Source organism: Burkholderia metallica (assembly GCF_001718555.1).
Lineage (GTDB): Bacteria > Pseudomonadota > Gammaproteobacteria > Burkholderiales > Burkholderiaceae > Burkholderia > Burkholderia metallica.
The window spans coordinates 1464905-1482466 of record NZ_CP013401.1; the positions used below are offsets into that span (position 1 = coordinate 1464905).

A 17562-nucleotide genomic window follows, 5' to 3' on the forward strand; every position below is an offset into this window, starting at 1 on the left:
CCATGCCGCTTGCTTTTTCGTCCACCGTGTTGCCGTCCGCTTTGTCGTCCGCTTTTTCGACCACCCTGTGTCGGCTCGTTGCCGCGATCGTGCTCGGCTTGACGGCGGTTCACGCCGGCGCCTATCCCGTCACCGTGCGCAGCTGCGATCGCGACGTGACGTTCGAGCGCGCGCCGACGCGTGCGGTGAGCAACGACGTGAACCTGACCGAGATGATGCTCGTGCTCGGCCTGAAGGACCGGCTCGTCGGCTATACGGGCATCGGCGGCTGGAAGACGGGCACCGCGCGCGTGCGCGACGCATTGCGCGGCGTGCCCGAACTGGCGAGCCAGTATCCGTCGCTCGAGGTGCTGGCGGCCGCGCGCGCCGACTTCTATCTCGCGGGCTGGAACTACGGGATGCATGTCGGCGGCGCGGTGACGCCCGCGACGCTTGCGCCGTTCGGCATCCGTACCTACGAGCTGACCGAATCGTGTTCGCACGTGATGAAACAGTCGGCCGCGTCGTTCGACGACGTGTTTCGCGACCTGACCAATCTCGGCCGGATCTTCGGTGTCGACGCGCGCGCCGCGCAGGTCGTCGCCGCGATGCGCGCGCGGCTCGCGGCCGTATCGCGCGCGATCGGGCATCCGGCACCGCTGCGCGTGTTCGTGTACGACAGCGGCACCGACAAGCCGATGACGGCCGGCGGGCTCGCGATGCCGAGCGCGCTGCTGGCGGCGGCCGGCGCGCGCAACGTGATGGACGACCTGCCGCGCAGCTGGACGCAGGTGAGCTGGGAAAGCGTGGTCGCGCGCGATCCGCAGGTGATCGTGATCGTCGACTATTCGGCGGTGACGGCCGCGCAGAAGCGGCAGTTCCTGCTGAGCCAACCGGCGCTCGCGCGCGTGGCCGCGATCCGCGACCGGCGCTTCGTCGTGATTCCGTACGATGCGGCGACGCCGGGCCCGGAAAACGTCGCGGCCGTCGAAACGCTCGCGCGCGCGCTGTATCCGGCCGCGTTCGCCGGGCCGGCGCGATGAGCGCGCCCGTGCGGGTCTCGCGGCCCGGCATGCGCGTGGTGCTGCCGGCGCTCGCGCTGCTGCTGGTCGTGTCGATCGTCGCGTCGGCCGCATTCGGCCCGGCGCCGATCGCGATGCCGGCCGCGGTGCGGATCGTCGCCGCGCACGTCGCGTCGGCGTTCGGCGGTGCCGACGCGATCGTGGCGGCGGGCGACGACAGCATCGTCTGGCTGATCCGGATGCCGCGCGCGCTGCTCGCGGCGATCGTCGGCGCGACGCTGGCCGCGGTGGGCGTCGCGCTGCAGGCAGCGACCGCGAACCGCCTGGCCGATCCGCACCTGCTCGGTGTGAGTGCGGGCGCGATGCTCGGCGCCGTCGCGGTTACCGTGATGGCCGGCGCGGCCTTTGGCCCGTTCACGCTGTCGGCCGCGGCGTTCGCGGGCGCGCTCGCGGCGACCGCGTGCGTCGTCGCGCTCGCTTACCGGCGCGGCCGGCTCGAATCGGACCGGCTGCTGCTCGCGGGCGTTTCGGTGTCGTTCATGATGGCCGCGTTCGGCAACCTGCTGCTGTATCTCGGCGATCAGCGCGCCGCGTCGTCGGTGCTGTTCTGGATGCTCGGCGGCGTCGGGCTCGCGCGCTGGGATCTGCTGCCGGTGCCGGCCGTGTGCGCGGTGCTTGCCGGCAGCGCGTTGTACGCGCGCCGTCGCGAACTGAATGCGCTGATGTCGGGCGACGTCGCCGCGGCGTCGCTCGGCGTGCCGAGCGCGCGGATGCGGCGCGAGGTGTTCGTCGTCGCGTCGTTCGCGACGGGCGCGATGGTCGCGGTCAGCGGCGCGATCGGCTTCGTCGGGCTCGTCACGCCGCATCTGTGCCGTCGCGCGGTGGGCGCCGAGCACGGCCGGCTGCTGCCGGTGGCCGCGCTGACGGGCGCGATCCTGCTCGTGTGGGCGGACGTGGCCGCCCGCACGCTCGCGGCGCCGGAAGATCTGCCGATCGGGATCGTGACCGCGATGTTCGGCAGCCTGTTCTTCGTCGCGCTGCTGCGCCGTCGCTGAGCGGCCGCGATGCACGCGCCGGCGGGCCGGCGCACGGGGGAGGGCGGCCGGTGCGCCGGCCGCGCGCGTTATTGCCGCTGGACGGCCATGCCGGTGCTGCCGCCGAACGTGCCGGCATGCGCGGCGGCTTCCGGCAGGTCGAACAGATTGTCCGGCAGCGTTCGCACAGGCAGCGTGATCACGAAGCGTGCGCCGCCGAGCGGCGAATCCTCGAGCCGCACGTCGCCGCCGTGCACCAGCGCGACACGCCGCACGATCGCGAGTCCGAGCCCGAAGCCGCCGGTCTGCCGGTCGCGGCTGGAGTCGAGCCGCTGGAACGGTTCGAACACGCGGGCGCGTTCGGCGGCCGGGATGCCGGGGCCGTCGTCGTCGACGCTCAGCACGAGTGCGCCGGACGGGTCGCTCGCGGCGGCGAGCAAAACCTTGCGCGACGCGTAGCGCGCGCCGTTGCGGATCAGGTTCAGCAACGCGCGGGCAACCAGCTTCGGGTCGCATACGTGGGTGGCCGGTGCGCCGTGCGCCGACACGTCGAGCGTGATGCCGCGATCGACGATGTCGTTTGTGACGTTGCCGGCGACGCTGTCGACCAGCGCGTCGACGTCGACGTCCATCGGCGCGAGTTCGCTCGCCCCCTGTTCGAGCCGGCCGATCGTCAGCAGCTCGGTGACGAGTTCGTCGAGTTCGCGCACGTCGCGCCGCAGCGCGTCGCGGCGCTCGCGCATGCGCCCCGTCTCGTCGGGTTCGGCCAGCAGCGCGAGCCCGAATTCGAGTCGCGCGAGCGGCGTTTTCAGTTCATGCGAGATGCCGTGCATCATTTCGCGCTGCTGCTTGATCGACGCCTCGATGCGCGCGGCCATGTCGTTGAACTGCTGCGACAGCTCGTAGATGTTCGACTTGCCGGACAGCTTCACGCGGGTCGACAGCGTGCCGGCGCCGAATGCGCGTGCGGCTTCCTGCAGCCTGCGCAGGTCGCGCCAGTGATAGTGCACCCACAGCACCACCGCGAGCAGCGTGCTGAGCGCGAGCAGCATGTACGCATAGATCTTGATGTCGAGGCTGAAGGCTTCGATCGGCCGCGCGTGCAGCACCGAACCATCCGCGATCGGCATGTAGTAATCCTTGCCGTCGTAGCTGATCGCGATCAGGCCGGCGTCGAGATCGCGCAACGGCCCGCCGCTCAACTGCGCGCGGGCAGCGGCCATCGACATGAAGTCGAACCTTTCGTTGCCGTGTTTCGCGAGTTCGCGCAGCGCGAGCTTGCGCTGTTCGCCCGGATGACGTTCGAGGTAGTCGTTGAGCACGAATGCGTAGGTGGTCAACGAATCGCGTTCCGCCTGCGCGCTGCGGTCGTAGAAGATCCGGTCGAACGACAGCTGGATGAACACGATCGACGCGGCAACGAACAGGATCACGACGAGGTACAGCCTGATCAACGGGCGCAGCATTTATTCGTCCCACGCGGAAGGGCTGAACAGGTAGCCGCGACCCCAGATCGTCTTGATCTTGTGCGGCTCCGACGACGCATCTTCGAAGCGGCGGCGCAGCTTCGAGATGCCGGAATCGACCGAGCGGTCGAGCCCGTCGAACTCGATCCCGCGCAACTGCTTCAGGATGTCGTCGCGGCTCAGCACGGTGCCGGCCGCGCGCGCGAGGATCAGCAGCAGGTTGAATTCGGCGGTCTTCAGGTCGACCGGCTCGCCGCGCCACGTGACGGTGCGGTTGGGCGGCGAGATCGTCAGCTCGCCGAACACGAGCGCGTCGGGCGCGGCTGCGCGCGCTTCCGCGGCGGCCGGCTGCGCACGGCGCAGCAGCGCGCGGGCGCGGGCGACCAGCACGCGCGGCTCGATCGGCTTCGTCACGTAGTCGTCGGCGCCCGTCTCGAGGCCCGCGACCTGGTCGTACACGTCCGCGCGCGCGGTCAGGATCAGCACCGGGACGTTCGTGAACGCGCGGATGCGCCGGCAGACTTCCATTCCGTCGAGATTCGGCAGCATCAGGTCGAGTATCACGAGGGCCGGCTGGTGCTCGCGCACCGCCGCGACGGCGAGGTCGCCACGCCGCACGACCGTCACCGCGAATTCATAGCCGTCGAGGTATTCGCGGACGAGCTGCGCCAGGCGGTCGTCGTCCTCGATCAGCAGGACGCGGTATTTGAGCGGATCTTCGTTCATGGTCTCCTCAGGATGCACGCGCCATCTCGCGCCCGGGCGAGCCGGTGTGCGGCGCGGCACGCGAATTCTATCCGGCGCACCGTGGGCCGGGGGCGCGGTACGACAATCTCGAACAATCGAACACAATTGCGCACAGATTCTCCGTAGATTCAGGACAGTCTCCGCGGAGAGCGGCACCTAGACTGCGGGCTCCGTCACTCTTATCTCAATATTGTGCGCCCGATACTCCGCCGCTACCGCTATTGCATGCCGCTCGCCGGCCTGACCCTCGCCGCCGCCGCCCATGCGGAAAACCAGTATTCGCTGTCGCTCGGCGGCGGGTTCGCCCCGCGCTACCAGGGCAGCAACCAGTATCGCGGCGTCGTTGCGCCGTCGTTTTCCGCCACGTTCGGCAATGGCTTCTTCATTGACGGCACGCAGGGCGCCGGCTACCGGTTGGACCTGCCGCACGGTGCGTTCGTGTCGGCGGCGGTGAGCTACGACGCGGGCCGCGCGGACGAGAACCGCTTCGACCTGCCGGGCTCCGACCACCTGAAGGGGATGGGCCGGATTCCAGGCTCGGTGCTCGTCGGCTTGCGTGCGGGCGTGGCGTTGCTGGACGGCGGCGAACTGACCGTCACGGTCGACACGCCGGTCACGCATACGTCGCGCGGCCTGTCCGGGCATGTCGACCTCGCGGTGCCGATATTCAAGGCCGCGCGGCACACGATCGTCGTGACGGGCAGCGTGCACGCCGGCACGGGCCGCTACATGCAGACGTTCTACGGCGTGACCGATGCGCAGTCGGCGACGAGCGGGTTCCGGCCGTATTCGACGAGCGGCGGAGTCGACAGCGCGACGCTGTCGCTCGCATGGAACTGGGATCTGTCGCAGCACTGGTCGGCGCACGCGACCGGCGGCATGACGCGGCTGCTGGGGCGCTATGGTGACAGCCCGATCGTCCAGACACGCAGCAACTACTACGGCATCGCGGGCGTGACGTACAAGTTCTGAATGGATCGCCGGCGCGTGCAGGGCGCACGCGCGGCGGCGGCGTCGCGCCGTCGACGCGAATCGGTGCGGTAACATGCGCTCGGGTTCGGCGTCAGGCCGGCCCTGCGATGCCGGTGCGCGGACGCGGGTCGGCCGGGTCGCGAAAGACCGCCATGCGCTGGCCGGCTTTGTCAGGAAGCGGTCGACAGCATGCGGAACCGATCATGCATGCGATGCCCGGTCGTGCACGAATGCCGCACATGCACCGCCGGGTCGCGACAGGGAGAAACCGATGAAGAACACGATCGCGATGCTCGTTGCAGTCGTTGCGAGCGCAACCTTTGCAGGATGTGCCGACATGGATACGAAGCACCCCAATGCCACCGCGGGTGGAGCTGCGACGATTCCCGCGCAGCCGGGCGCCGCGCAGGCGTGCAAGGCGGACGCCGCGCCGGACGACGCGCTGGTCGGCAAGACCGAGGCCGACGCGGCCGCGCTGCTCGACGGTTGCCTGTGGCGCGTGCTCGAGCGCGACGGCAAATCGTTGCCGGGCACGATGGATTACCGGGAGGAACGTCGCAATCTCGGCATTCGCGACGGCAAGGTGATCTGGGTGCGGCGCGGGTAACGGATTCGGCCGCCGGCGACGATCGGTCGGGGGCAATGGCGTTCGTGCAGGCGGGAAAATGGGGACGTGCGCGGCGTGGGCCACGCCGTCGCAAGCCCGTGTGTTCGTGAGCGCGGCGCGGGCGCAGCACGACGTTCCATGCAAGAACGGCACCGCCGAGCTGCAGTGGGTCGACGACATGAACGCGCCCGAACTCGAGCCGACGCAGGAGAAGTAAGCGCGATGGCCGAAATCGATCTGAAAAAGGACGCCGTCTCGGTGGAGACGGACCGCGTCAACGCGCAGGTTGAACAGATGTGTCCCGCACGCGAACCCACGCTGTGGGTCAGCTTCCATTTCGACGGCTTCGGCTTCCGCGAGAAGGCCGGCCCGTGCGCTACTTCGAGATATACCAGAGCGCGTCGGTGCTGACGCGCGTAGCCGGCGTGGCCGCGGCCGGCGCCTGGGGCGTCGCGGGCGGCGGCGTGTTCGACGTGACCGCGGTGGGCCACGTAGCCGGCTGGTTCGACGGACTCGACACGGGCGGGGGAGTCGCCGTGCTCGCGGTCGATGCCGATCCAGACGTCGACGGCGTGTTCAGATACCAGAGTGCGTCGGCCGACGCCGTGCGCTTGGCCGGTGCATTCGCGGCCGGTTGTTTCGCGGCGGCCGCCGTGGCAGCCGTCGGCGCGGGCGCACCCGCACGCTGCGTTCCCGTTCCAGCCCCGCCCTGAGCGGTCATCCCCGCCGTCCCCCGCTGCGCGCGCGCCTCGAACGGCCCGAGCTGGAAGATCAACGTTTGCGCGGGACGCGTCAGGACGGCATACGGAAACTGCAGCTCCCACGACATCAGCACGCGGCCGGACGACGTCTCGGTGAAGATCGCAGGCACGTGCTTCATGTCGCTGAACTGTACGTACACCCGCGCGCCGTCGTCGAAGACCTGGGTCGGCTTCGCCTGGTCGGCACCCGTGACCGTCCATCCGAAGTTGTACGAGCCGGCCGGGCCGGCGGGGCCGCCCTGCGGCGGCGGAGGCGGGGACGCCGGCGAGATCGTGCGTGCGCGCGTGACGGGCGGCGCCGACACGCTCAGGCTCGCGAACGGGTTGTACGTCTGCGCCTGTTGCGGCGGCGTGAAGGACGGTGGAAGGATGGGCATGGGAGTATCCGGCGAATCCGGCATGGTCCGGATTGCATCATAGACCTTGCGCGCATACGCGAGGCGCTTGTCGGGCGACGCGGAGTTGTACGCGCCGATCGCGTTCCAGTTGGGGCCGAGCTGGCGGATGTTCTGCGACAGGATCCACGCGCCGACGTATGCGTTCGTGCACGCGTCGAACAGGCTCTCCCGCGTGATGCCTTCGCGCGCGAGCGTCGGCAGCCACGTGCTGTTGATCTGCATCAGCCCGATGTCGACCGTGCCGTTGGTATTCGTGTTGATCGCGTTCGGATTCATCCCCGACTCGACCTGCGCGATGCCGCGCATCAGGCTGACGCTCACGTGCTGGAACGCGGCCGCGTCGTCCAGGCAATCGGCCCGCGCGACGCCCGCGAGCGTGCACGACAGCGCAATCGCCGACGCGATTTTCAGCGTGGCTCGGTGGATCGAACGGGTTGTCTGACGCGGCATGGCAGGATGGGGCGGAATCCGGGCGCCCGGTGCAAGGAAATTACGCAGACGCGAAGTGTGCCATAGCGAACCGTCAAATGGCTCGCGTCAAACTTTCCTTTGCATTTGCCCGTGCGTGCGCCGGCATTCCTGTCGTGCCGGATCGCCGCCCGAGGCGATGCGGGATCGGTAAGAATGGCCGGCATTGTGGCGAATTCCAATGCAATGGCGGCGATCGCAAGCTGACGTATTACGTCAGTTGCGCGTTGAAACCGGCGGAGAACCGGGCGAAAGGGAAAATCGGCCGGCGGCCGAGGGCGGGGCGAAAGAAGGCAACAAAAAAATCGGCGGCCGAAGCCGCCGCATACGCAATGCCGAGTTGACCAGCCGCGCGGTGCGCAGCCGGCCACCCTGCATCAGAAGCGGTGACGCAGGCCGAGGTTGACCATCGTCTGCGAGCTCGTGCCCGCATAACCGTACGACCCGATCGATGCCTGCGCGGCCATCGAGCCGCCGTTGCCGTCGCCGGTCTGGCCGCTCGCGTGCTGGTACGCGGCGGTCAGATAGACGTCGGTGCGCTTCGACAGGGTGTAGTCCGCGCCGGCCGAGACCTGGTGATAGGTCGCCGACGTGTCGCCGCCCGAGCGCGTGTAGCTGTAGCCGACGCCGACGAGCAGCGCGTTCGTCGCCTGGTAGTTCACGAAGCCTTGGCCCGTGTTGTAGTGCTCGTTCGAGCCGAACACCGAGCTTCCATCGCGGCGGTACTGCGCGTTGCTGTAGCCGACGCCGAACGTGAACGGGCCGGCGACGTACTGGCCCGCGATGCGCGCGATGCCGATCGAGTGCGCGCTTGCATAGCCGTTGTTGATCGGGCCGTCGAACGTGCCGTCCGACGAACTCGTCCAGCCGCTGCGCAGCGTGTTCGACGCGGGGCCGTTGGTCGTGTGGAAGTAGCCGCCCGCGACGCTGAACGGCCCGCGGTTGTACGACACGGCGGCCGAATACGAATTCGCGGCGCCGGTGCTGCCGGCGATGCCGCCGAACGAATACATCGCGGAGAACTGCAGTCCCGCATAGACGGCCGACGTGTACTTCACCGCGTTGTCGACGCGAAAGCTGTTGTCGTAGTTGTCGACGTCGCCTGGCGTCGCGAACGCGCTGCCCAGATAGTTGTCGGCGGTGATGCCCTGCACGAGATCGACGAGCGGGTCGTACTGGCGGCCGAACGTGAGCGTGCCGTAGCGGTCGCTCGTCAGGCCGACGAATGCCTGCCGGCCGAACATGCGGTTGCCCTGGCCGAGCCGGCCGTTGCTCGGGTCGAAGCCGTTCTCCAGCTGGAACAGCGCCTTCAGCCCGCCGCCGAGATCCTCGGTGCCTTTCACGCCCCAGCGGCTGCCGGCGAGGTTGCCCGCGCTGCTGTTGCCGAGCATCCATGCGTTGTCCTTGCCCTGCGCGTGGTTCACGTAGGTGATCGACGTGTCGATCACGCCGTACAGCGTGACGCTGGACTGCGCATGCGCGACGGGTATCGCCGCGAACGACGCGAGCGAAATCAGCGAGAGGGTCGTGCGTTTCATGTCATCTCCTTGCGCATTCGTGTGTTCGTGATCCGGAATGGCAGGAGACTACCGAGTCGCTATAAAACGGCAAAAATGAAATTCTCCGTTGTGGCCTGATCCCGACAGGCGTGTTCCGGGAAATTCATTTTTGAGGGATTTGAATTATTGAACGATGCGTATCAATGGGTTGCCATTTTCGCGATTTTTCATCGCGTTTTGCATGGGATGTGATAATTCGGCGCGATTTTCGGGCGAATGGCCGTAATCTCGATATTGTTATCGATCCGTCAAATCATTATTTAACGAATCGAATTGGCCGGCCCGGAGTGGATGTGATATTCGCGTGCGGCGCGCATTCGGCGGACGGGACGCGGCTTGACCCTCCGCCGCCGCAGCGATGTCGCCCGCCCACCAAGACAGCAGCCGCCACCTTACTTTTGTATATAATAATCATTCTCATTTACAAAATCGTTGACGCCTGCGCACTCCGGAACCCGGCCATGTCTGCTGACAAGCTGTCTCTCCATCGAGAAATCGACGTCCTCTACACCGGCCACCACGCGTGGCTGCGCGGCTGGCTGAGCCGGAAGCTCGGTTGCGCGCATCGCGCGGCCGATCTCGCGCACGACACGTTCATGCGCCTGCTGGCGCGCGACGAGCCCATCGGCGCCGACGAGCCGCGCGCATTCCTGACGACGGTCGCGCAGCGCGTGCTGAGCAATCACTGGCGGCGCGAGCAGATCGAGCGCGCGTATCTCGATGCGCTCGCGCTGCGCCCCGAAGCGCTTGCGCCGTCGCCGGAGGAGCGGGCCGTCGTGATCGAGACGCTGCTCGAGATCGACCGGCTGCTCGACGGGCTGCCGCCTGCGGCGAAGCGCGCGTTCCTGCTCGCGCAGCTCGACGGGCTCACGCAGGCCGAGATCGCGCGCGAACTCGGCGTGTCGCTCGCGACGGTGAAGCGCTATCTCGTGAAGGCCGGCACGCAGTGCTTCTTCGGGACGGCGGCCTGACCGATGGCCGCCCCGGGAACACCGGCGGTGCCACCGCAGGTTGCGCGTCGCGCGGTCGAATGGTGGGTCGAGCGGCAGGCCGGCCGAACCGGCGCAGCGTTCGACGCCGCGCTCGCGCGCTGGCGCGCGGAGGATCCGGCGCACGACGCGGCGTGGCGCCATATCGAAACGATGCAGCACCGGTTCGGCGCGCTCGCGGCCGGGCTCGATCCGCAGGCCGCGCAGGCGGCGCTGCTGCCGCCGCGTGCGGGCCGCCGCCGCGCGGCCGTGAAGGCGCTGGCCGTGCTGCTGTTCGCGGGCGGCGTCGCGTGGATGGCCGAGCCCGCGCGGCGCGCGGCGATCTGGCCGGCCGACCTGCGCACGGCGGTCGGCGAGCGGCGCACGGTGACACTTGCGGATCGCACGGTCGTCGTCCTCGATACCGACACGGCGCTCGACGTGCGCTTTAACGACGCGGCGCGCCACCTGCACCTGCTGCGCGGCACGATCATGGTCACCAGCGGCCACGACGATCGCGTGCCCGCGCGAGCGCTCGTCATCACGACCGCACAGGGAGAACTGCGGCCGCTCGGCACGCGCTTCGCGGTGCGGCAGCGCGACGGCGACACGCGTGTCGAGGTGTTCGAAGGCGCCGTGCGCGTGCAGCCCGGCGCCGCGGCGGCGGCCGACGCGCGCGTGATTGCAGCCGGAGCGGGCGCGGATTTCACGCGCGACGCGATCGGCGCGCCGGCCGCGCTCGACGCGTATGCGTCCGCGTGGACGGGCGGCATGCTCGTCGCGTCGCGCATGCGGCTGGCCGATCTCGTCGCCGAACTCGACCGCTATCGCCGCGGCAGCCTGCGCTGCGATCCCGCCGTGGCCGACCTGCGCGTGTCCGGCACCTATCCGCTCGACGATCCGCAGCGCGTGCTCGACACGCTGAAGGCGACGTTGCCGATCGACGTTCGTTACCTGACGCGTTACTGGGCGACGGTCGTGCCGGCACGGCCATGAGCGCGCCGAAAAATATTTCCGCCGACCTGAGCTGTTTTCCGATGTTCGCGTGACATGGGTAGTGAAAGCAGCTCCGGCCCATCGTCCACCGACATCCCGATCATGGTTTCCATCCGTCTCACGTATCGGCGCCGTCCGGCGCCTGCCCGACATGTGCCGCGCGCATCGCGCCCGGCCGCACCCGCCGCGCCGGGCCGCCTCGCGCGCCGGCTGGCCGGCGCCGTCCTGGTGTCGGCGCTGCTGCCGCTGCCCGCGTTGGCCGACACCGACGCCGATGCCGCACCGTCCGCGCAGCGCGCGTCGCGCCGCGCGTTCGACATTCCGGCCGGGCCGCTCGAAGCGGCGCTGAACCGGTTCGGCCGCGACGCGGGAATCCTGCTCGCGTTTCCGGCCGAGCTGACGGCCGGCCTGACGAGCGGCGGCGTGCAGGGCCGCTTCGATGTCGATGGCGCACTCGAGCGCTTGCTGGCAGGCACGGGGCTCGTCGCGTTGCGCCAGGCGGGCGGCGGTTACACGCTCAAGCGCGCAAGCGGTCCGGTTGCGCCGCCCGTGGCGGCCGGCATAGCGACGGGCGCCGAGTTGCCCGCGATCGATGTGCGCACCCGCGCATTGCGGGCCGAAAGCTATCGCGCGCCGAAGGACGCGGGCGTGCTGCGTTCCGACATCCCGCTGCTCGACACCGCGCAGGCCGTCAACATCGTGCCCGCGCAGGTGCTGCGCGACCAGCGTCCGCGCAATCTCGACGACGCGCTCGGCAACGTGAGCGGCATCACGCAGGGCAACACGCTCGCGGGCACGCAGGACACGATCATGAAACGCGGCTTCGGCGGCAACCGCGACGGCTCGATCATGCAGAACGGGATGCCGCTCGTGCAGGGCCGCGCGTTCAACGCGGCGACCGACAGCGTCGAGGTGCTGAAGGGGCCGACGTCGCTGCTGTACGGGTTGATGGACCCGGGCGGCGTCGTCAACGTCGTCAGCAAGCAGCCGCAGCTCGCGCGCTACAACGCGATCTCGCTCGGCGCGTCGACGTTCGGGCACGGCAAGAACGGCGGCAGCGCGACCTTCGATTCGACGGGGCCGATCGGCGATTCGCGGCTCGCGTACCGGCTGATCGTCGACCAGTCGAACGAGCAGTACTGGCGCAACTTCGGCGAATACCGGCAGACCTTCGTCGCGCCGTCGCTCGCGTGGTACGGCCGCGATACGCAGGTCGTCGCGTCCTACCAGTACCGGAAATTCCATACGCCGTTCGATCGCGGCACCGCGCTCGACCCGCGCACCAACGCGCCGCTCGACATTCCCGCGCGGCGGCGCATCGACGAGCCGTTCAACAACATGGACGGCGAATCGCACCTCGCGCAACTGAGCGTCGATCACCAGTTCAACGCGGACTGGAGCGCGCATTTCGGCTACAGCTACAACCGCGAGACCTACGACGCGAACCAGTTGCGCACGACGGGCGTCGATCCGGTGAAGGGCACGATGACGCGCAGCAACGATGCGACGCACGGGTCGCTCAGCACCGACAGCTACGGGATCGGCTACGTGAACGGCAAGGTGACGCTCGCCGGGATGCGGCACGACGTGCAGGTCGGCTTCGACACCGAATACCGCCGCATCTACCGCAAGGACATGCTGCGTCAGGCGGTGAAGACGCCGTTCAGCTATGTCGATCCGGTATACGGCCTGCTGCCGCCGTCGAGCACGGTGTCCGCGAGCGACAGCGACCAGACCGACACGCTGCACGACGCGTCGGCGTTCGTGCAGGACACGATCCACCTGACCGACAAGTGGATCGTGTCGGGCGGGCTGCGCTACATCACGTACAACCAGGTCGCGGGGCGCGGCCGGCCGTTCGTCGCGAACACCGACCTCAGCGGCTCGAAGTGGCTGCCGCGCGCGGGCGTCGTGTACAAGTGGACCGACACGTTCTCGCTGTACGGCAGCTATTCGCAGTCGCTGAAGCCGTCGTCGTCGATCGCGCCGATGACGGGCTACATCATCGACGGCGCGACGCCGCCCGAGGAAGCGACCGCATGGGAGGTGGGCGGCAAGCTCGACCTGCCGGGCGGGATGACGGGCACGCTTGCGCTCTTCAACATCGACAAGAAGAACGTGCTCGTGTCGCAGTACAACGACGCGACCAAGCTGACCGACTGGCGCACGTCGGGCAAGGCGCGCTCGCGCGGCGTCGAACTCGACGTATCGGGCAAGCTCGGCGAGCGCGTGAACGTGATCGCGAGCTACGCGTACATCGACGCGAAGACCACCGAGGATCCGCTGTACGCGGGCAACCGGCTGTGGAACGTCGCGCGTCACACCGCGTCGCTCGCGGCCGTCTACGACTTCGGCACGGTGGCGGGCGGCGACGACCTGCGCATCGGCGCGGCGGCGCGCTACGTCGGCGCGCGGCCCGGCGATTCGGCGAACAGCTTCACGCTGCCGTCGTACGTGCTCGCCGACGCGTTCGCGACGTACGACACGCGGATCGGCAAGCAGAAGCTGTCGTTCCAGCTCAACGTGAAGAACCTGTTCAACCGCACCTACTACCCGTCGAGTGCGAACCGCTACTTCGTCGCGATCGGCGACGCGCGCCAGGTGTCGCTGCTCACCACGCTGCAGTTCTGACCACGCAATCGCCGCGCGGCCGTCACGGCGGCGCGCGGCTTCGGAGACGATTCAGATGAACCGGAACATGAAGACCGGCGCCGTGCGCGCCGTTGCCGCCGATGCACGACGTCGCGCGCTGCGCACGATCGCAGGCGCGGTGTTCGCGATCGGCGCGGGCCTCGGCGCAGGGGTCGCCGCGCCCGCAGTGGCGGCCGATGCGCCGCCGGCCGTCACGCGCGTCGCGATGCTCGTGCAGCTGCGCGGCCCGAACCTGGAAGTCGACGAACGCATCGGCCGGCATCTCGGCGAACGCGGCTACGCGGTGCGCCTGATCGACGAGTCGGCCACGCCCGATGCGGCGCGCGACGCCGACCTGGTCGTGATCTCGTCGACGGTGTCGTCGAAGAACGTGCGGCCCGGCTGGCGCACGCTCGACAAGCCGCTCGTCACATGGGAAAACGACCTGCTCGACGATCTCGCGATGACGGGCAAGCGGCACGACGTCGACTTCGGCGAGACGGGCAAGGAGCGCTACCTGTGGCTCGTCAATGCGCCGCATCCGATCGCGGCCGGCCTGCCGGCCGGCGTGACGAACGCGTACGGCAAGCAGGCGCCGATGAGCTGGGGCAAGCCGGGGCTCGGCGCGATCACGATCGCGACCGTGTACGGGCAACCCGACAAGGCCGCGATCTTTGCGTACGAGAAGGGCGCGACGATGGACTACGAAACGCTCGCGCCCGCGCGCCGCGTGATGTTCTTCCTCGACAACGACACGTTCACGAACCTGTCGCCGGCCGGCGTCGCGCTGTTCGATGCGGCGGTGGACTGGGCGGCCGGGCGGCGCTGAGCTGCCACGCGGCGATTACGCGGCCGGCGACGGCGAACGCCGCCGCGATGCTGCCTCGATCAGCTGCGCCAGCGTTTGCGCGGGCTCCGACATCGTGCGCCGCGCGCGATGCACGAGCCCGATGTCGCGGTGGAACGTGTGATGCCCGAGATCGATCGCGCGCACGCCGGCCGGCCAGCGGCGATACACGGCGGTCTGCGGGACGATCGCGACGCCGACGCCGTTCTCGACCAGCTTGACGATCGCATCGAGCTCGTCGAGTTCGCAGGTGTCGCGCACCGCGATGTGCATCTTGCGCAGGAAGCGGTCGACCTGGCGTCCGCCGAACGACGCGCGGTCGTAGCGCACGAACGGCTCGCTCGCGAGCAGGGCGGCCCAGTCCTTGCCCTTCACGCCGCGCGGCACGATCAGCCGGAACGGCTCCTGTGCGAGCGTCGTCCAGTGCAGGTCGCTCTGCAATGCAAACGGCGGCCGGATGATCGCGGCCATGTCGATCTCGCCCGCGTCGACCCGGTTCACCAGCTCGATCGACAGCCCCGGAATCACGCGCGTGCGGCATGCGGGATGCACGCGATGGAAATCGGCGAGCGCGGCCGGCAGCAGCGCGCTCTGCACCGACGCGATCGCGCCGATCGTCACGCGCACGGCGGCCGGCGAGCCCGGCGCGGTCGAACTCAGGTTCTCGTACAGGCCGATCAGCGCCTGCGCCTGATCGAGCACGTGATGACCCCTTTCGTTGAGCCGCGCCGATCGGCCCTGCCGGTCGAACAGCGCGAAGCCGAGCTCGGCTTCGAGGCGCTGCATCTGCGCGCTCACTGCCGCCTGCGTGAGCCCGATGCGATTGCCCGCGGCGGCGAAGGTGCCTTCCCGGGCGACGGCGACGAGGGTTTTCAGTTCGCGGATCATTCATCATTTCCGTTTGTGAATGACGCAACTATATATTGATTTAATTTTGGCTCGACCTTGACTACCATGGTGCGGTCCTCGCGCCACGCGAGCGTTCCCATCCGAGGCAATCATGAGTCTTTCCCCGTTTCACCTGGCGATTCCGGTCCACGACCTGCCGGCCGCGCGCGATTTCTACGGCCGCGTGTTCGGGCTCGAAGAAGGGCGCTCGAGTGCGCAGTGGGTCGATTTCAACTTTTACGGGCATCAGCTCGTGATCCACGAACATCCGAAAACCGCATCGCAGGAAGCCGCGCATACGAATGCGGTGGACGGTCACGACGTGCCGGTGCCGCATTTCGGGATCGTGCTCGACTGGCCGAGCTGGGAAGCGCTGGCCGAGCGGCTGCGTTCGTTCGGCGTGACGTTCGTGATCGAGCCGTACGTGCGGTTCCAGGGGCAGGTGGGCGAACAGGCGACGATGTTCCTGTTCGATCCGTGCGGCAATGCGCTCGAATTCAAGGCGTTCCGCGACATCGGCCAGTTGTTCGCGAAGTGACCGGCGGCGCGGTCGGCGCCGATTGAAATTGGGTGCGAGAATGCGGGCTGCGGCCCGGTTGCGCGCAGGTGCGCCGTCCGGCGCCGCGCCGCGCCGCACGGCATCCGTTCGTGCGTGCCGTTCTCCAAGGAACCCGTATGGACAGTCACATCGCTCCGGTCGAGCTGAAGAAAGCCTACCGTCTCCTCAATCACGGCCCGACCGTGCTCGTGTCGGCCCGCCATGACGGCGTCGACAACGTGATGGCCGCCGCGTGGGCGTGCGCGCTGGACTTCCTGCCGCCGAAACTGACGGTCGTGCTCGACAAATCCGCGAAGACGCGCGAGCTCGTCGAGCGCAGCGGCACGTTCGTGATCCAGGTGCCGACGGCCGCGCAATTGCAGCTCACGCACGCGGTCGGCAGCCACAGTCTCACGGAGCGGCCCGACAAGCTGCGCGAAGCGGGCGTCACGCTGTTCGACGTCGCAGGGCACGACCTGCCGTTCGTCGCCGGCTGCTCGGGCTGGCTCGCGTGCAAGCTGATTCCGGAGCCGCACAACCAGCAGGCGTACGACCTGTTCATCGGCGAGGTGGTCGCCGCGTGGTCCGACACGCGCGTGTTCCGCGACGGCCACTGGTATTTCGAATCGGCCGATCCGGCGCTGCGCAGCCTGCACTACATCGCGGGCGGCAATTTCTATGCGATCGGCGAATCGCTGCACGTCGACCCGGACGCACAGTAAGCGCCGGGCGGGCGACCGGTCCCGCCGATCCGGGCGCGCGGGTCACGCGCGCTTTTTCAATTCCGTCAGCATCGTTTCGGCGAACGCCTGCGCGACGCGCGGCAGCGTGCGCCCGCGCTTCGCGACGAGCGCGATCGGCCGCACGAACGCGGGGTCGTCGATCGGCTTCATGACCAGCTCGGGCTCGGCACGCACCTCGCGCGCGGTCGCCGGCAGGATCGTCACGCCGAGGCCGCCGCGCACCATCGCGACGGCCGTCATCATGTAGGTCGGTTCGCACGCGATGTCGGGCGTGCAGCCCGCCGCGCCCAGCGCGGCATCGACGACGCTGCGCACGCTCGTGCCCTGCGCGGTGAGCACGAGCGGCACGGCTGCGACGTCGGCGGTGCTCACGCGGCGCTTGCGCGCGAGCGGATGATCCTTCGGGCATACGGCGACGAGCCGGTCGGCGCCCGCGTACAGCACCTCCAGCGACGCATCGAACGTGTCGCCGCCGGTCAGCCCGAGATCGGCTTCCTCGTTACGCACGAGCGCGGTGACGAGGCTCGCGACGCCGTCGCGGATCTCGAAGCCCGCGCGCGGCACGTCGCGCCGGAACGACTGGATCAGCTCGGGCAGCAGGCTCGACGCGAAGGTCGGCAGGCACGCGAACCGCACCGTGCCGCTCGTGCCTTCACCGAGCGCGCGCGCATCGCGCAGCACGCGCTCCATGTCGTCGAGCGAGCGCTGCAACAGCGGCAGCAGCTCGCGCCCGGTCTGCGTGAGCGCGACGCTGCGGCTGTTGCGGTCGAACAGGCGCGCGCCGACGATTTCTTCGAGCCGGCGGATCTGCACGGTCAGCGCCGGCTGCGACAGGTGCAGCCGCGCGGCCGCGCGCGTGAAGTTGCCGGCCTGCGCGACGGTGACGAACGCGCGAATGTCGCGAAGATTCAGATCCATAACGGTTCGTGATTACTGCG

The 17562-nt window shown here is 68.9% G+C and carries 18 protein-coding genes; 12 read left to right on the top strand and 6 right to left on the bottom strand.

What is annotated here, in order from left to right; genetic code table 11:
• The first annotated feature begins 2 nt into the window (after nucleotides 1-2).
• Nucleotides 3-1022 carry an ABC transporter substrate-binding protein gene (locus WJ16_RS06510; RefSeq protein WP_418219850.1) on the top strand — a complete coding sequence of 340 codons (1020 nt, stop codon included), beginning with the start codon at nucleotides 3-5 and terminating at the stop codon, nucleotides 1020-1022.
• Nucleotides 1019-2056 (top strand): FecCD family ABC transporter permease, encoded by a 1038-nt coding sequence (locus tag WJ16_RS06515; protein ID WP_069256355.1) that lies wholly within the window; start codon nucleotides 1019-1021, stop codon nucleotides 2054-2056. The genes WJ16_RS06510 and WJ16_RS06515 overlap by 4 nt, the downstream gene beginning before the upstream one ends.
• Before the next feature lie 68 nt (nucleotides 2057-2124).
• Here WJ16_RS06515 and WJ16_RS06520 read toward each other — a convergent pair whose 3' ends face one another.
• Nucleotides 2125-3501, bottom strand: a complete 1377-nt coding sequence (locus WJ16_RS06520; RefSeq protein WP_069256356.1) for an ATP-binding protein — start codon at nucleotides 3499-3501, stop codon at nucleotides 2125-2127.
• Nucleotides 3502-4227 (bottom strand): response regulator, encoded by a 726-nt coding sequence (locus WJ16_RS06525; protein WP_069256357.1) that lies wholly within the window; start codon nucleotides 4225-4227, stop codon nucleotides 3502-3504.
• A 246-nt stretch (nucleotides 4228-4473) separates the two neighbouring features.
• On the opposite strand from WJ16_RS06525, the gene WJ16_RS06530 reads away from it, so the two are divergent.
• The 4 genes from WJ16_RS06530 (at nucleotide 4474) to WJ16_RS32965 (ending at nucleotide 6238) form a co-directional block, all read left to right on the top strand.
• Nucleotides 4474-5220 carry a MipA/OmpV family protein gene (locus tag WJ16_RS06530; RefSeq protein ID WP_069256358.1) on the top strand — a complete coding sequence of 249 codons (747 nt, stop codon included), beginning with the start codon at nucleotides 4474-4476 and terminating at the stop codon, nucleotides 5218-5220.
• 271 nt (nucleotides 5221-5491) lie between these two features.
• Nucleotides 5492-5827 carry a hypothetical protein gene (locus WJ16_RS06535; RefSeq protein WP_069256359.1) on the top strand — a complete coding sequence of 112 codons (336 nt, stop codon included), beginning with the start codon at nucleotides 5492-5494 and terminating at the stop codon, nucleotides 5825-5827.
• Nucleotides 5828-5885: 58 nt separating this feature from the next.
• A complete protein-coding gene (locus tag WJ16_RS34685; RefSeq protein ID WP_157126727.1) occupies nucleotides 5886-6044 on the top strand; it encodes a hypothetical protein in 159 nt (52 codons plus the stop codon).
• 5 nt (nucleotides 6045-6049) lie between these two features.
• Nucleotides 6050-6238, top strand: coding sequence for a hypothetical protein (locus WJ16_RS32965; RefSeq protein WP_076605888.1), 189 nt, complete (start codon nucleotides 6050-6052; stop codon nucleotides 6236-6238).
• On the opposite strand, the gene WJ16_RS06540 is transcribed toward WJ16_RS32965, so the two are convergent.
• The gene (locus tag WJ16_RS06540) at nucleotides 6204-7436 is read right to left on the bottom strand and encodes a lytic transglycosylase domain-containing protein (protein WP_069256360.1); all 1233 of its coding nucleotides are present in this window, start codon (nucleotides 7434-7436) and stop codon (nucleotides 6204-6206) included. The genes WJ16_RS32965 and WJ16_RS06540 overlap by 35 nt on opposite strands.
• Before the next feature lie 395 nt (nucleotides 7437-7831).
• Nucleotides 7832-8992, bottom strand: a complete 1161-nt coding sequence (locus WJ16_RS06545) for a porin (RefSeq protein ID WP_069256361.1) — start codon at nucleotides 8990-8992, stop codon at nucleotides 7832-7834.
• 482 nt (nucleotides 8993-9474) lie between these two features.
• Here WJ16_RS06545 and WJ16_RS06550 point away from each other — a divergent pair, with 482 nt between their 5' ends.
• From WJ16_RS06550 to WJ16_RS06565, 4 genes are read left to right on the top strand one after another with little or no spacing between them, the layout of a single operon-like run.
• Nucleotides 9475-9984: a sigma-70 family RNA polymerase sigma factor gene (locus tag WJ16_RS06550; RefSeq protein WP_069256362.1), complete on the top strand. Its 510-nt coding sequence runs from the start codon at nucleotides 9475-9477 to the stop codon at nucleotides 9982-9984.
• A 3-nt stretch (nucleotides 9985-9987) separates the two neighbouring features.
• The gene (locus tag WJ16_RS06555; RefSeq protein ID WP_069256363.1) at nucleotides 9988-10977 is read left to right on the top strand and encodes a FecR domain-containing protein; all 990 of its coding nucleotides are present in this window, start codon (nucleotides 9988-9990) and stop codon (nucleotides 10975-10977) included.
• A gap of 54 nt (nucleotides 10978-11031) precedes the next feature.
• On the top strand, nucleotides 11032-13608 hold the full coding sequence (locus WJ16_RS06560) for a TonB-dependent siderophore receptor (RefSeq protein WP_069256364.1): 2577 nt from the start codon (nucleotides 11032-11034) through the stop codon (nucleotides 13606-13608).
• A gap of 55 nt (nucleotides 13609-13663) precedes the next feature.
• The gene (locus WJ16_RS06565; protein WP_069256365.1) at nucleotides 13664-14437 is read left to right on the top strand and encodes a hypothetical protein; all 774 of its coding nucleotides are present in this window, start codon (nucleotides 13664-13666) and stop codon (nucleotides 14435-14437) included.
• A 15-nt stretch (nucleotides 14438-14452) separates the two neighbouring features.
• On the opposite strand, the gene WJ16_RS06570 is transcribed toward WJ16_RS06565, so the two are convergent.
• Complete coding sequence (locus WJ16_RS06570) at nucleotides 14453-15343, bottom strand: LysR family transcriptional regulator (RefSeq protein WP_069256366.1); 891 nt, start codon at nucleotides 15341-15343, stop codon at nucleotides 14453-14455.
• A 112-nt stretch (nucleotides 15344-15455) separates the two neighbouring features.
• Between WJ16_RS06570 and WJ16_RS06575 the strand changes: the two genes are divergently transcribed.
• Together WJ16_RS06575 and WJ16_RS06580 are read left to right on the top strand one after the other, a co-directional pair.
• Nucleotides 15456-15881 carry a VOC family protein gene (locus WJ16_RS06575; protein WP_069256367.1) on the top strand — a complete coding sequence of 142 codons (426 nt, stop codon included), beginning with the start codon at nucleotides 15456-15458 and terminating at the stop codon, nucleotides 15879-15881.
• Nucleotides 15882-16018: 137 nt separating this feature from the next.
• Nucleotides 16019-16603, top strand: coding sequence for a flavin reductase family protein (locus WJ16_RS06580; protein WP_069256368.1), 585 nt, complete (start codon nucleotides 16019-16021; stop codon nucleotides 16601-16603).
• A gap of 42 nt (nucleotides 16604-16645) precedes the next feature.
• Here the strand turns inward: WJ16_RS06580 and WJ16_RS06585 are convergent, their stop codons facing one another.
• Nucleotides 16646-17542, bottom strand: a complete 897-nt coding sequence (locus WJ16_RS06585; RefSeq protein WP_069256369.1) for a LysR family transcriptional regulator — start codon at nucleotides 17540-17542, stop codon at nucleotides 16646-16648.
• Nucleotides 17543-17562: the final 20 nt, after the last annotated feature.

Bases quoted from the DNA above. Each gene is read 5' to 3' on its own strand.
- WJ16_RS06510 (WP_418219850.1), top strand. From the start codon at position 3: ATGCCGCTTGCTTTTTCGTCCACCGTGTTGCCGTCCGCTTTGTCGTCC.
- WJ16_RS06515 (WP_069256355.1), top strand. From the start codon at position 1,019: ATGAGCGCGCCCGTGCGGGTCTCGCGGCCCGGCATGCGCGTGGTGCTG.
- WJ16_RS06520 (WP_069256356.1), bottom strand. From the start codon at position 3,501: ATGCTGCGCCCGTTGATCAGGCTGTACCTCGTCGTGATCCTGTTCGTT.
- WJ16_RS06525 (WP_069256357.1), bottom strand. From the start codon at position 4,227: ATGAACGAAGATCCGCTCAAATACCGCGTCCTGCTGATCGAGGACGAC.
- WJ16_RS06530 (WP_069256358.1), top strand. From the start codon at position 4,474: ATGCCGCTCGCCGGCCTGACCCTCGCCGCCGCCGCCCATGCGGAAAAC.
- WJ16_RS06535 (WP_069256359.1), top strand. From the start codon at position 5,492: ATGAAGAACACGATCGCGATGCTCGTTGCAGTCGTTGCGAGCGCAACC.
- WJ16_RS34685 (WP_157126727.1), top strand. From the start codon at position 5,886: ATGGGGACGTGCGCGGCGTGGGCCACGCCGTCGCAAGCCCGTGTGTTC.
- WJ16_RS32965 (WP_076605888.1), top strand. From the start codon at position 6,050: ATGGCCGAAATCGATCTGAAAAAGGACGCCGTCTCGGTGGAGACGGAC.
- WJ16_RS06540 (WP_069256360.1), bottom strand. From the start codon at position 7,436: ATGCCGCGTCAGACAACCCGTTCGATCCACCGAGCCACGCTGAAAATC.
- WJ16_RS06545 (WP_069256361.1), bottom strand. From the start codon at position 8,992: ATGAAACGCACGACCCTCTCGCTGATTTCGCTCGCGTCGTTCGCGGCG.
- WJ16_RS06550 (WP_069256362.1), top strand. From the start codon at position 9,475: ATGTCTGCTGACAAGCTGTCTCTCCATCGAGAAATCGACGTCCTCTAC.
- WJ16_RS06555 (WP_069256363.1), top strand. From the start codon at position 9,988: ATGGCCGCCCCGGGAACACCGGCGGTGCCACCGCAGGTTGCGCGTCGC.
- WJ16_RS06560 (WP_069256364.1), top strand. From the start codon at position 11,032: ATGGGTAGTGAAAGCAGCTCCGGCCCATCGTCCACCGACATCCCGATC.
- WJ16_RS06565 (WP_069256365.1), top strand. From the start codon at position 13,664: ATGAACCGGAACATGAAGACCGGCGCCGTGCGCGCCGTTGCCGCCGAT.
- WJ16_RS06570 (WP_069256366.1), bottom strand. From the start codon at position 15,343: ATGATCCGCGAACTGAAAACCCTCGTCGCCGTCGCCCGGGAAGGCACC.
- WJ16_RS06575 (WP_069256367.1), top strand. From the start codon at position 15,456: ATGAGTCTTTCCCCGTTTCACCTGGCGATTCCGGTCCACGACCTGCCG.
- WJ16_RS06580 (WP_069256368.1), top strand. From the start codon at position 16,019: ATGGACAGTCACATCGCTCCGGTCGAGCTGAAGAAAGCCTACCGTCTC.
- WJ16_RS06585 (WP_069256369.1), bottom strand. From the start codon at position 17,542: ATGGATCTGAATCTTCGCGACATTCGCGCGTTCGTCACCGTCGCGCAG.